This window comes from Streptomyces sp. HSG2, from assembly GCF_016598575.1.
Classification (GTDB): Bacteria; Actinomycetota; Actinomycetes; order Streptomycetales; family Streptomycetaceae; genus Streptomyces.
Genome location: NZ_CP066801.1, coordinates 626231 through 638613 on the forward strand (window position 1 = coordinate 626231; position 12383 = coordinate 638613).

Annotated in this window: 9 protein-coding genes and 1 pseudogene; 7 read left to right on the top strand and 3 right to left on the bottom strand. The window is 74.9% G+C overall.

Translation table 11 applies throughout. The features are described 5' to 3' along the window. Nucleotides 1-15 precede the first annotated feature (15 nt). The 4 genes and pseudogenes from JEK78_RS02285 to JEK78_RS23745 form a co-directional block, all read left to right on the top strand. Entirely contained in the window at nt 16-414 is a 399-nt protein-coding gene (locus tag JEK78_RS02285; protein WP_200262422.1) for a 6-carboxytetrahydropterin synthase, read from the top strand. Then, nucleotides 411-1613, top strand: coding sequence for a glycosyltransferase family 4 protein (locus tag JEK78_RS02290; RefSeq protein ID WP_242483235.1), 1203 nt, complete (start codon nt 411-413; stop codon nt 1611-1613). The genes JEK78_RS02285 and JEK78_RS02290 overlap by 4 nt, the downstream gene beginning before the upstream one ends. After that, entirely contained in the window at nt 1610-2797 is a 1188-nt protein-coding gene (locus JEK78_RS23155; RefSeq protein ID WP_242483236.1) for a hypothetical protein, read from the top strand. The genes JEK78_RS02290 and JEK78_RS23155 overlap by 4 nt, the downstream gene beginning before the upstream one ends. 197 nt (nt 2798-2994) lie before the next feature. After that, a pseudogene (locus JEK78_RS23745) lies at nt 2995-3729 on the top strand (lysylphosphatidylglycerol synthase transmembrane domain-containing protein); the annotation flags it as partial. A 323-nt stretch (nt 3730-4052) separates the two neighbouring features. Here the strand turns inward: JEK78_RS23745 and JEK78_RS02300 are convergent. Then, nucleotides 4053-4799 (bottom strand): creatininase family protein, encoded by a 747-nt coding sequence (locus tag JEK78_RS02300; protein ID WP_200262423.1) that lies wholly within the window; start codon nt 4797-4799, stop codon nt 4053-4055. Between the two features lie 98 nt (nt 4800-4897). On the opposite strand from JEK78_RS02300, the gene ribA reads away from it, so the two are divergent. Next, nucleotides 4898-5557, top strand: coding sequence for a GTP cyclohydrolase II (gene ribA, locus JEK78_RS02305; protein WP_200262424.1), 660 nt, complete (start codon nt 4898-4900; stop codon nt 5555-5557). A gap of 191 nt (nt 5558-5748) precedes the next feature. Continuing rightward, nucleotides 5749-7851, top strand: coding sequence for a tetratricopeptide repeat protein (locus JEK78_RS02310; protein WP_200262425.1), 2103 nt, complete (start codon nt 5749-5751; stop codon nt 7849-7851). Here the strand turns inward: JEK78_RS02310 and JEK78_RS02315 are convergent. Together JEK78_RS02315 and JEK78_RS02320 are read right to left on the bottom strand one after the other, a co-directional pair. Beyond that, a complete protein-coding gene (locus JEK78_RS02315; protein ID WP_200262426.1) occupies nt 7844-9574 on the bottom strand; it encodes a hypothetical protein in 1731 nt (576 codons plus the stop codon). The two genes, JEK78_RS02310 and JEK78_RS02315, sit on opposite strands and share 8 nt — an antisense overlap. A 214-nt stretch (nt 9575-9788) precedes the next feature. Continuing rightward, entirely contained in the window at nt 9789-10763 is a 975-nt protein-coding gene (locus JEK78_RS02320; protein WP_200262427.1) for a YHYH protein, read from the bottom strand. Nucleotides 10764-10928: 165 nt separating this feature from the next. Here JEK78_RS02320 and JEK78_RS02325 point away from each other — a divergent pair, with 165 nt between their 5' ends. Next, nucleotides 10929-12323, top strand: a complete 1395-nt coding sequence (locus JEK78_RS02325; RefSeq protein ID WP_200262428.1) for a 6-phospho-beta-glucosidase — start codon at nt 10929-10931, stop codon at nt 12321-12323. The last annotated feature ends 60 nt before the right edge of the window (nt 12324-12383 follow it).

Here is a 12383-nt window from a genome sequence, read left to right on the forward strand (position 1 = left end):
ATGGAGGGTCGTCCGTTGTTCAGCATCACCGTCCGCGATCACATCATGATCGCCCACAGCTTCCGCGGCGAGGTCTTCGGACCCGCGCAGCGCCTGCACGGAGCGACGTTCCTGGTGGACGCCACCTTCCGGAGGGAGCAGCTGGACGACGACAACATCGTCGTCGACATCGGACTCGCCACTCGTGAACTGAGCTCCGTGGTCGGCGACCTGAACTATCGCAACCTCGACAACGAGCCCGACTTCGCCGGGGTCAACACCTCGACCGAGTACCTGGCCCGGGTCGTCGCCGACCGACTCGCCGAGCGCGTCCACCGGGGCGCGCTCGGCGAGGGGGCCAAGGGCCTGGCCGAGTTGACCGTTACCCTGCACGAATCCCACGTCGCCTGGGCGAGTTACGAGCGTGCGCTGTGAGTGAACTGACCCTGGAAGCGACCGCGTCGACCGGTTCCCGGACCCGCCTCGGCTACGTGCCCGCCCAGGCGTCCACACCGAGGAACGGCGAGATCATCCCCATGTCCCTGCGCTCCGTGCACTTCGTGATGCCCGGCGGGGTCGACGACCCGGCCGCGCCGAGCGGTGGCAACGCCTACGACCGGCGGGTCTGCCTGGACCTGCCCGGGTTCGGATGGCGCGTGCGTCGGACGATCGTGCCCGGCTCCTGGCCCCGACCGGACGAGACCGCGCGGACCGCGCTCGCCCGCGCGCTGCGCCGACTGCCCGACGGGGCCGTGGTGCTGCTGGACGGGCTGGTCGCCTGCGGAGTGCCCGACATCGTCGTCCCGGAGGCCGCGAGGCTGCGGATGGCCGTCCTGGTGCACCTCCCCCTCGCCGACGAGACCGGACTCGCCCCGGATCGCGCCGCGGACCTGGACGCCCGGGAACGCGCTGTGCTGCGGGCCGTCCCGGCCGTCGTCGCCACCAGCGACTGGGCGGCGCGCCGCCTCGTCTCCCACCACGGGCTCGACCCCGCCAGAGTGCACATCGCCGTGCCGGGCGCCGACATCGCCCCGATCGCGCCGGGGACGGACGGCGTCTCCCGGCTGCTGTGCGTGGCGGCCGTCACGCCCCGCAAGGGCCAACACCGGTTGGTGCGGGCACTGGCCGAGGTCACCGACCTGCCGTGGACCTGCTCCCTCGTGGGCGGTCTCGGTCAGGACCCGGGGTACGTGGAGGCGCTGCGCGAGCGGATCCGGGAGCACGGCCTGGAGGACCGGCTGGAGTTGTCGGGTCCCAAGGCCGGGGCCGACCTCGACGCCGCCTACGCGTCCGCCGACCTGATGGTCCTCACCTCCTACGCGGAAACCTACGGGATGGCCGTGACCGAGGCCCTGGCCCGCGGCATCCCGGTGCTCGCCACCGACGTCGGAGGGCTCCCGGAGGCGATCGGCCGAGCGCCCGACGGCGGAGTGCCCGGCATCCTGGTGCCGCCGGAGAGCCCCGGAGCCCTGGCGGCGGAACTCCGGTGCTGGTTCGGTGAGGCGGACGTGCGTCGACGGCTGAAGGCCGCCGCGCGTGGCCGACGGGCCGCCCTCGGCGGCTGGGCCTCCACCGCGCGAAGCCTGGCCGGGGTCCTCCGCCGACTGCCTGACGAGTCACGGGGGTCGGCGTGAGGAGCACCGAGACCGACGCCACCGCAGGTGCCCCCACGCGGGTCGGGCGCGCCGAACCGGCGCCGGCCTCCGCGGCCCGTTCCGTGGCGTCGGGACGGACACGGCACGCGACCGGACCGGGAGAGGCCCAGGAGGCGGGGGCGGTGTCCCGGGCCGACCACGCCGCCCCGGGTGGGCCGACCCCCGGCGACACGGGGCGGGTGGTCCCGGGCCCGGACGCGGCTCGGGACGTCATCCCCGGGGCCGGGCCCACCGGACGGCACGGCCCGCCCGAGGGAGGGCGGGAGAGCCGCGAGGCGACGGGCCGCGCCGCCGACGAGCACGGCACCTGGCGTCCGCCCGCCGGCGAGCCGGCCGACCCCCCGCGGTACGCCCCGGAGTGGCTGCGGTTGCGCGAGCCCGCCGACGCCGACGCCCGTTCGAGGGAGCTTCTCGGGCCACTGCGGCGCCGGCTCGCCGAGATGCCGTCGGACGGACTCGTCGTCCACGACCTGGGGTGTGGCACGGGGTCCATGGGCAGATGGCTCGCTCCGCTGATCGACGGAGCCCAGCGCTGGATCCTGCACGACCGCGATCCCTACCTGCTGCACTTCGCCGCGGCGGACGCCCCTCGACGCGCCGCCGACGGCGGTCCGGTCACCGTCGAGACACGGCGCGGCGACCTCGCCCGGCTCACGCCGGACGCGTTGCGGGGGGCCTCCCTCGTCACGGCGTCGGCCTTGCTCGACGTGGTGACCGCCGAGGAGGCCGACGCGCTCGCCGCCGCGGTGGTCGGGGCGGGCTGTCCCGCGCTGCTGACGCTCTCCGTGGCCGGACGGGTGGCCCTCGACCCGGAACATCCGCTGGACGCGGAGTTGGCGGAGGCGTTCGACTCCCATCAACGACGCGACGGACTGCTCGGCCCGGAGGCGACGGACAGCGCGGCGGAGGCGTTCGAGCGGCGCGGGGCGACGGTGCTGACGCGGCCCAGCCCCTGGCGGTTGGGGCCGGAGGAAGCGGCGCTCACCGCGCAGTGGCTGCGCGGGTGGGTGGGCGCGGCCGTGGAGGAGCGCCCGGGGCTGCGCGGCGCCGCCGAGCGGTACCTCGCCGAGCGGCTGGCCGCCTGCGCGGCGGGGCACCTACGGGTCGTCGTGCACCACCGGGACCTCCTCGCTCTCTGCCCGACGCGGGGAGGGGCGGGGTGAGCGCGCGGACCGTGCGGGAGCGGCGGGCGGTGCTCGTGCCCGGCCCCACCGCCGCGCGGGCCCGCGCGCCTCGTGCGGGGTGCGCCCACGCCGCCGGGGCGCGGTCGCGCCCTCCGGGTGCGGGCCTCCGAGTCTCGCGGTGGCCGCGGGTCGTCCGTTCCCGTCTGGGGGGCGTCGTCGGCGCCGCGATCCTGGGCGTGGTCGTCTGGCGGCTCGGCACCGGGGCGCTCGTGGACGGCCTGGCCCGGATCGACGCCGGGGCGCTGCTCGCCGCGCTGGGCATCGGTGTCGTCACCACCGTCTTCAGCGCGTGGCGTTGGACGCTGGTGGGGCGCGGTCTGGGTCTTCGCGTGCCGCTGCGGCCGGCCGTCGCCGACTACTACCGGGCGCTCTTCCTCAACGCCGCGCTGCCCGGGGGCGTCCTGGGCGATGTGCACCGCGCGGTCCGCCACGGGCACGGCGGGGAGCGTCCGGGGCGCGGGGCGGCGGCCGTGCTCCTGGAACGCGTCGCCGGGCAGCTGGCGCTCCTCGGTGTCGGGGCGGTGGTCCTGTTGTCCCTGCCGTCGCCGGTCATGACGGGCGTCCGGCAGGTGGCACCACTGGTGGTGGCGGGGCTCGCGGGCGCCGTCGCCGTGGCCGTGGCACTGCGTCCGCACCGCTCGTCGGCGGCGAGCGCGGGCTCGCTGCGCGCGCGGCTGGGCACGGCGCGGGCGGGCCTGATGCCCCGGCGGGGCGGTGCGGCCGTCGCGCTGTCCTCCCTGGTCGTCCTGGCCGGCCACCTGACCATGTTCGTGCTCGCCGCCAGGGTCGCCGGCACCACGGCTTCCGTGGCCGCGCTGCTGCCGCTCGCGGTGCTGGCGTTGCTCGCCATGGCGTTGCCACTGAACGTCGGTGGTTGGGGCCCTCGGGAGGGGGCGACCGCCTGGGCGTTCGGCGCCGCCGGTCTGGGCGCGGGCCAGGGCCTGACCGTGGCGGTGGTCTACGGGGTGCTGTGCCTCGCGGCCAGTCTGCCCGGCTCGTTGGTGCTCCTCGCCCGCCGGGGCGCGTGGCGGGGGGCACGCAGGGGTGCCGCCCGGACGGTACGGCGGATCGCGGGGCCGCCACCGAACGCCGCCGGCCCGGCGAGGCCGCCGCGAGAGGGGTCGGCTACGGCTTCCGGGCCCGGGACCAACACGTTCGACGGCACCGACCGAGCGGCCTTCGCGGCGGGAGCGACGGGCGGCGCCCCGGTGCCGGGACGGCCGAGCGTCGGCGCTCAGATCTCCTCGCGGGTCACCACGTCCAGGCAGGCCCCGAAGGAGTCGACGAGACTCGCGAGCAGTTCCTCGCCTTTCCGCGCCGAGGCCAGCGAGGGCCGGCCGACGACCCCGGACCGGGTGTAGCCGGACATGCCGAGGGAGAGCAGATGACGCCGATCGTCGGCGACGAAGTCGGACTTCTCGTATCCCGGTCGGAGGGCCTCGGGGTGGCTGTGCAGCAGCAGAGAGGTCTCGATTTCCCCCGCGTGCATGTCACTCGACAGCGAACCGACCACACCCGCCCTCTCGCGGGCCGCCTCCCAGTCCTCCGGGGCGGGGAACAGCGCCATCCGCTCACCGCGCGCGGAGGCCTCCTGCACCACGTTGCCGAGGACGTAGTTCCCGCCGTGGCCGTTGACCAGCACCAGGGCCTCGACGCCCGAGGCTCTGAGCGAGTCGGCGATGTCGCGCACCACGGCGTGCAGGGTGGGAGCGGAGACGCTGACGGTACCCGGCCAGGCCGCGTGCTCGTGCGAGCAGGACACGGTCACCGGGGGCAGCGAAAGCACCGGGTGAGCCGCGGCGATCTCCCGGGCCACGGCGCACGCGACCAGGGTGTCCGTGGCGAGCGGCAGGTACGGCCCGTGCTGCTCGAAGCTGCCCACCGGCAGCAGCGCGACCTGTCGCGCCCGGCCCGCCCCCCGCTGCCGCACGTCCTCGGTGGTGTCCATCGGCAGCACGCCGGCGATCCGCGCCCCACTCATTCGTACTCGGCCTTCCCTCGCGATCGACGAACTCCCGGCGAGGACGACCTCGTCGAGCGGCACCCGTCCCGGAATCCCCCTGACGAACTCGGAAGATCATGACAGAGAACATCGGCGTACTCGGTACGAAGTCACCCCAGCGCACCGACGTGGAGCGCGTCGTCAGCGCCCCCCTGCCCACGGTGCACGGAAAGTTCCAGGCGGTGGGATACTACGACCACCAACGGGGCGACGAACACGTCGCCCTCGTCCACGGGGACATCGGGACGGAGAGGGTGCTCACCCGCCTCCACTCCGAGTGCCTCACCGGGGACGCCTTCGGCTCCCGCCACTGCGAGTGCGGCGACCAGTTGGACGCCGCCCTGCGCGCCGTCGTCGACGAGGGCGCGGGCGTGGTCGTCTACCTCCGCGGCCACGAGGGCCGCGGCATCGGCCTGCTCCCCAAGCTCCGGGCGATGGCGTTGCAGGCGGACGGCCTCGACACGGTCGAGGCCAACCTCGCGCTCGGCCTTCCGGTGGACGCCCGCGACTACGAGGCCGCCGCGCGGGTCCTGTCCGACCTCGGCATCGCCTCCGTGCGGCTGATGTCCAACAACCCGGCCAAACGAGAGGCCTTGACGCGCCACGGCATCGAGATCGCCGAGCGGGTGCCGCTGTTGATCCCACCGTGCGACGGCAACATCACCTACCTGCGGACCAAGCGCGAGAGAATGGACCACGACCTGCCCCATCTCGACGCCATGGCGCGCCCGTCCTGAACCCCGCTCGTCGCACGGGCCGCGGAGCCGCGCCACGGCCCCGTCCCGGCCCCCGCCGTGCCCGAGGTCGTCACCGCCGTGGCCGGGGCCACCGCCCGTCGAGGGCCCGTGGCAGGTGTGAGGGAGGGCGTAGGCGACACGCGGGACTAGGGTGTCGGGCAGCGTCGAGTCGTGGACGGGGGAGCGCCGGGATGCTGGATCCGATCTCGCTGGGGGCGATCGCGGCGGTGTTGGGGGCCGTGGGGGCCGGCATGGCGAACGAGGCAGGCCGATGGGCCTGGGAGTCGGCGGGCGGCCTGGTCCGCAGGATCGCCGGCCGGGAAGTTGTCGCCCCCGCCACCCGGGAGCAACTGGAGGACGTGGCGCGGCTGGTCCACGAACGAGTGCGGGACGATCCCGAACTGGCCCGTGCCTGGCTGCGGTTCGCGGAAGGGGTGCGCGGCCGGCACTCGTCATCCGGCGTCGGTCGCCGCCGCCCCGGCCTGCCGCCGGGCCCCCGGTCCTTCACGGACCGCGGCAGTGCCCTGCGCCTCCTGGACGGCGAGGCGACCCGAGCCCACCGGGGCCGGCCCAGGATCGCGGTGGTCCACGGACCGGAGGGCATCGGCACCAGCTCTCTGGCCCTCCATTGGGGTTGGCTGCGCGCCGATCGCTTCCCCCACGGCCAGCTCTACGTCGACCTGCGCACGCGCGGCCCCGCCGAGGCCACCTCGACGTTCCTGCGGCTGCTCGGCGTTCCCGAGGAGGAGATCCCCCCGACGGTCGAGGACCGCTCCGCGCTTTTGCGTGACTGCCTGACCGACCGGCGCTCGCTGCTGGTCCTCGACCACGCGGAGTCGGCGGCCCAGGTCCGGCCCCTGCTCACCGCCGCTCCGGGGGTGTTCACCCTGGTGGTCGCCCGGCACCCGCCGGCCGGCCTGGACGCCCTGCGGGTGCCGGTCGGACCGCTCGCCCGTCGGGACGCCGTGCGGTTGCTGACCGACCTGGCGGGCAAGCGGACCGTGGCGGCGGCCCGGGCGGCGCTGCCCGGCGTCCTGGAGCGCTGCGGTGGATCGCCCTACGCGCTGCGGGCCGCGGCCACCCACCTGCTCTCTCCGGCGAGCCCCGCGGCCCGCCCTCCCGGGACGCCCGGCGACCATCCCGTGCACACCGCCGCGATGGACTCCTACCGGCGTCTCACCCCCGGTGCGGCCCGCCTCTACCGGCTCACCGGGGTACACGACTGGCCCGCCGTGGACGCGGCGACGGCCGCTCGGGCCGCCGACGTTTCGGAGGCCGAGGCCAGGCGGCACTTGGCCGAGCTGGTCGACGCGCTCCTGATCGAGACCTCGGAGGGGGGCCGCCATCGCTTTCGCCCCGCCGTTCGGACGCACGCCGCCCGGACGGCCGCCGCGACGGACGGCGTCGCCGCCTGCTCGGCGGCCGTCGACCGGGTGGTGCGGCACTGCCGGGATCTCGCGGTCGGCGCGGCACGCGCGGCGCTGCCGGAGAGTTGGCGGGTACCGCGCGCCCACTCCCCGGTCGGTTTCGCCGACCGGGGGGCGGCGGTGGCGGCGCTCGCGGCGGAGGCACCCAACCTCGTCGCGGCGGTACGGGCCGCGGAGGAGTTCGGCGACGTGGACTCCGTGCTGACGCTGTGCCGCGCGCTCTGGCCGTTGCAGTTGAAGGCCGGCCATCACGACATCCTGCTGCCCGCGTTGCGGATCGGCGCTCGCGTCGCCGACGCCCACACGCCCGGCAGTGCGTCGGCGGGCGCCCTGCACGCGCAACTGGCGCACTCCCTGACCGAGTCGAGGCGGTGGGACGAGGCCGAGAGCGAGATCCGGGCCGCCGCTCGGGACGAGCGGGCCTCCGGGCACGCGCGCGGGCACGCCTCCGCCGTGGAGTTCCTCGGGCTGCTGCGGTTGCGACAGTGGCGGTTCGAGGAGGCGGGTGCCGCCTTCCAGGAGGCGGGTCGCATCCTGGACTCCATCGGCCCGGGCGACGAGGGCGCCGCCGACCTGCCCCGTGCCCGGGCCCTGTTGCAGCGACACCGCGGGCGGGCGCTGCGCGGGCTCGGGCGCCGGACGGAGGCCGTGGCGACGTCGGAGCGGGCCCTCGCCTTCTTCCGCGGGCGAGGCGAGGCCTACAACAGCGCCCGGACGCTGACCGATCTGGCCGAGACCCATCTGGACGCCGGGGCGGCGAACCTCGCGCTGCCCTTGGTCGAGGAGGCGCTGACCGTGCTGGCACGGGAGAACGCGACCCCACACGTGGCGTGGCTGAGGACACTGCGGGAGCGTTGCCTCACTTGACCTGATCGACCGTCACCGCGTGCGCGACGTCTCCCGTACGAACCGTCAGCCGGCGGCCGGGAAGCTCCCCCGGCTCCCAGCCCGCGGCCAACCACGCGTACAGACCCGAGGCGTAGGCGAGCGGGTCACCGTCGACGCCGGGAGCGGCGGCGATCCGGAGCGACTCCCCGGAGCGGGTGCGCACCAGACAGCTCGTCGGGTCGGTCACCCGGACCGCCATCGCGGCGAGGGGGTGGCGCGCCAGTACCTCGGCCGCCCACCGCGCGGGCGTTCCCAGGCGTGGATCATCGGCCGGTCCGTGGCGGAAGACCAGGTCGGCGAGGGCCAGATGGTCGGTCTCCCGGGTGTCCTCCGACACCGCCAGGTGGACGTCCCCTGGCGGGGCGGAGGTCGGACGGAGGTCGGCGTACCGCGTCACCATGACCTCGTCCGGGTGCGTCACCCTGGTGAACACGGTCATCGGGACGCGCGGGGAGCCCGAGTCGAGCGGGAGAAGCGGCAACGGCTCCAGACGGGCCGGGGCGTCGGGCTCGGGAAGGCCCATCAGGTCGTAGAAGAGTCGGCGCAGGAGCGCCGCCGAGGCCCCGGGCGCGGAGCTGACGAACGCGGCCGGCTCGGGCATCGGGTGGTGTGTGCCCATCAGGGCCTCGACCTGGGGGCGCAGCGCCCTGTCGGGGTCGAGACGAGGGGCGGCGCGGACGAAGGCGTGCGTCGGTGCGGACGCGTCCAGACCCGCGAGGGGGGCGGCGGCGAGCAGGACGGGCGTCCCGAGCGCGGCGGCGTAATAGGTGACGGAGCCGTGGTCGCCGATCACGACGTCGGCGGCGAGCAGCGCCTGACGCCAACCGTCCAGCGGGTCGATCAGCGCCAGTCCCGCCCGCCTGGCGCGGTCCAGCCAGGCGCGGACCTGTCCGGGACCGTGACCGTGCCAGATGTTCGGATGAAGCACGGCGGCCGTCCGGTACTCGTCCGCGGGCAACTCCGCGGCCAGACGGGGCAGCAGGGACGGCAGGACGTCGTCTCCGCCGTCGCCGAACAGGGACTCGGGGTTCCAGGTCGAGGTGAGGAGGACGAGTCGGCGACCGCGACCGGTGCCGAGGGCCCGACGGAAGCGCCCGCGGTCCGGGCGAGCCGCGACGACACGGTCCCAGCACGGGTCGCCCGCGACGACCCCGGTGGCGGACGCCTCCGGGCAGCCGGCCCGCAGTCGCTCGGCCTGCTCCGGGTGGGAGAGCACCAAGGCGTCGGCGATCGGCCGTCCCTCCGGGTCGAGCAACCACTCCGGCGACATGCCGAACACGGGCGGAGGGCTCCCGGCTCCCGGCTCCCGGCTCCCGGCTCCCGGCAAGCCGAGTCTCTTGGGGTATCCGACACCATGCGACAGGACGACGAGTTTTCCCGGAACGGCGTCGAGTCGACCGCCGAGGCTCGCCGAGATCGCCAGGGCGACCGGCGTCGCCACGGCCTGTTCCCAGGGCAACACCGGCACGCCCACCGCGGCCAGCAGTTCTTCGAGCCCGGACCGGAATGCGGAGGAGCCGGGACCGGTGGCGAGCACTTGAACGCGCAGATCGTCGTGGAAGAGCGGGAGGACATCCAGAAGGCGGGTCGCGGCCGTCACGTTGTGCACGACGAGGAGCACCTTGGTGGTGCGCCCACGCGTCGCCCACCGCGCCGCGTCATCGCCCACCGGAACCCGTATCCAGCCGGTGTCCGCCGCCACGTCCTGTCAGCCCCCGTGTGTCGCTCGTGATCGGCACACGATACCGACCCGGGTCGAAGGCCCCGTGCCGCCCCCGTCCGGTCGCCGGCCAACGGGTCGGCGACGCAGGGTCGGGGGACCTCTCCCGTCCGCGTCGGGACGGTACGGGGGCACGGTCGTGGCAACCGCGCCCCCGTACCGTTTCCCGGCGTGGGGCCGGCGTGCCGGCCCGTCGTCAGCGGGGTCCGCCGCTGACGACGAAGCTGTCCGCCATGGTGCCCACGACGTGGCGGGGGATGAAGGGGAAGGACTCGGTGAGGACGTAGTAGTACGTCCCGTCGGGGTACTCCGGGGTGACGCCCTGACGGCCGTTGGCCAGGTCCAGCTTGCCGTGTCCTTCGACGTACTCGAAGTCCTCCGTGTAGGTGCCGTCGTAGCGGCCGCCCGGACCGCCGGATCTCGTGCCGGACCGCAGTCGGTAGGACGGGGTCAGGTCGCTGATGCCGGACTCCGGGTCCTGGGGGTCGGTGTAGCCGTACCGCGCGTAGACGGGGAAGCCGTCGCCGGCCCATCCCAGCAGCGGGGAGTGAGCGGAGGGGTCCAGGTTGCCCACGAGGCCGGTGGGCATGCCGTGGTAGTGGTAGGCGCCGGTCGGCTGCACATGGGCGTGGTTGTCGTCGAGGCCGAGGGACGCGGTGGGGCTGATGGCCTCGACCGTCCATCCGGACTGTCGGTCGCCCCGGTACCACTCGGCCGCCAGGGGATCGAAGAGGACGCCGTTGACGGCGATGCCGAACGGCTGCGGGAGCAGCAGCGGGGTCGGCTCGGCGGCGACCTCCCCCGCCACCGGCAGCTCGAACTCGTACGACTGCGCGGAGATGGAGTTGGGATTGCCGGGGTTGGGGAACTCGCCGGTCTCGTGGTTGGGGAGGCCGTTGGCCCGGATCGACCGGATGCCGTCGGCGACGACGACGTCGATCTCCGTTCCGGTGGTGGGATCGACGATCGAGTAGTCTCCGGTCAACTCGGTGGACTCGGGCACGGTTTCGGATACTTGCGGGACCTCTCCGGTGGCCGAGGAGTGCGCCACCCCCGTGACGGTCGTGCGCCCGCAGGCGGACACGCCGAGAGCCGCGGCGAGACCGCCGAGCAGGACGATCCGTCGGGAGGGAGAGGAGGGCCCGGACGTTCTGGTCTGATCCTGAGACATGGCCGTGAGACTGCTCGGCCTGCCTGTGCGGGACATCGGGAGAACCTGTGCGATGGCCGTGAAACGGGGATCACGTCGGGCGGTGGCGGCGTGGGCCCGGGAGGGCACCGTACCGACATGCCATGCTCGGCCGGGACAGGCGGGCCTCGACAGAGGGAGACGGACGTGAGGCTGACCATCCTGGGCGGCGGCGGCTTCCGAGTACCCCTGGTGTACGGCGCGTCACTCGCCGATCGAGGCGTCGGACGGGTCACCGACGTCGTGCTCCACGACACGGACGTCGGACGCCTCGCCGCAGTGGGCCGGGTTCTCGCCGAACAGGCCGCCGGCGTCCCCGACTCCCCGCCGGTGAGGGTCACCGGCGACCTGGACGAGGCGCTGCGCGGGGCGGACTTCGTCTTCTGCGCCATCCGGGTGGGGGGGTTGCGCGGACGCGCGGAAGACGAGCGGGTGGCGACGGCGGAGGGCGTCCTGGGTCAGGAGACAGTCGGGGCCGGAGGACTCGCCTACGGGCTGCGGACCGTGCCCGTGGCGGTCGACATCGCCCGTCGGGTGGCCCGTGTCGCCCCTCGTGCCTGGGTCGTCAACTTCACCAACCCGGCCGGTCTGGTCACCGAGGCGATGGCCCGCCACCTCGGCGACCGAGTGATCGGCGTCTGCGACAGCCCCTCGGCCCTGGGCCGGCGGATCGCCGGCGCGCTCGGGGCCGACCCGGATCGATGCCGGACGGACTACGCCGGGCTCAACCACCTCGGCTGGGTGCGCAAGGCCTTCGTGGACGGTCGGGACGTACTGCCACGCCTGCTGGCCGACTCCGAGCGACTGGGCTCCCTGGAGGAGGGCCGGCTCTTCGGTGTCGAGTGGCTGCGGTCCCTCGGCGCCATCCCCAACGAGTACCTCCACTACTACTACTTCCACCGGGAGACGGTGCGCTCGGTTCGCGAGGCCGAACTCACACGGGGCGCGTTCCTGTTGCGCCAGCAGACCGCGTTCTACGACCGGGCGACGGACCCGGGGGTCTCGGCCCTCGACCTGTGGCGGCGTGCCCGTGCCGAGCGGGAGGCGACCTACCTGGCCGAGAACCGCCGTGCGGTCGGTGCCGGCGAGCGCGCCACCGAGGACACCGGGGGCGGCTACGAGTGGGTGGCCGCGGCTCTGATGCGCGCCGTGGTCCGCGACGAGCCGACCGTCCTCGTCCTCAACGTGCGCAACGGCGACACCCTGCCGGGCCTCGATCCGGAGGCGGTCGTCGAGGTGTCCTGCGAGGTCGACGCCGGCGGTGCGCGACCGCTGCCCGTCGACCCGCTGCCCGCGCACGCCGCCGGGCTGGTGTGCGCGGTCAAGGCGGCCGAGCGCGAGGTGCTCACGGCGGCCGAATCCGGCTCCCGGGCGGCGGCGATCAGGGCCTTCGCCCTGCACCCGCTGATCGACTCCGTGAACGTGGCCCGACGGCTGGTGGACGGCTACGCCGCCGTCCACCCTGGCCTGGCCTACCTTCGCCGACCTCGGCCCACCGGCACGCGCGGCCGGGATCCCTTGTCCGCCGACCCCTCCGTGTGATCTCGTGGCCCCGAGTCCGGATCGCCGCTCTCCGACGGCGGCGACGGGGGCCGGCTCGAA

Excerpts from the sequence above, each read along its gene's own strand:
- JEK78_RS02300 (WP_200262423.1), bottom strand. The coding sequence starts at position 4,799 with ATGAGTGGGGCGCGGATCGCCGGCGTGCTGCCGATGGACACCACCGAG.
- ribA (WP_200262424.1), top strand. The coding sequence starts at position 4,898 with ATGACAGAGAACATCGGCGTACTCGGTACGAAGTCACCCCAGCGCACC.
- JEK78_RS02310 (WP_200262425.1), top strand. The coding sequence starts at position 5,749 with ATGCTGGATCCGATCTCGCTGGGGGCGATCGCGGCGGTGTTGGGGGCC.
- JEK78_RS02320 (WP_200262427.1), bottom strand. The coding sequence starts at position 10,763 with ATGTCTCAGGATCAGACCAGAACGTCCGGGCCCTCCTCTCCCTCCCGA.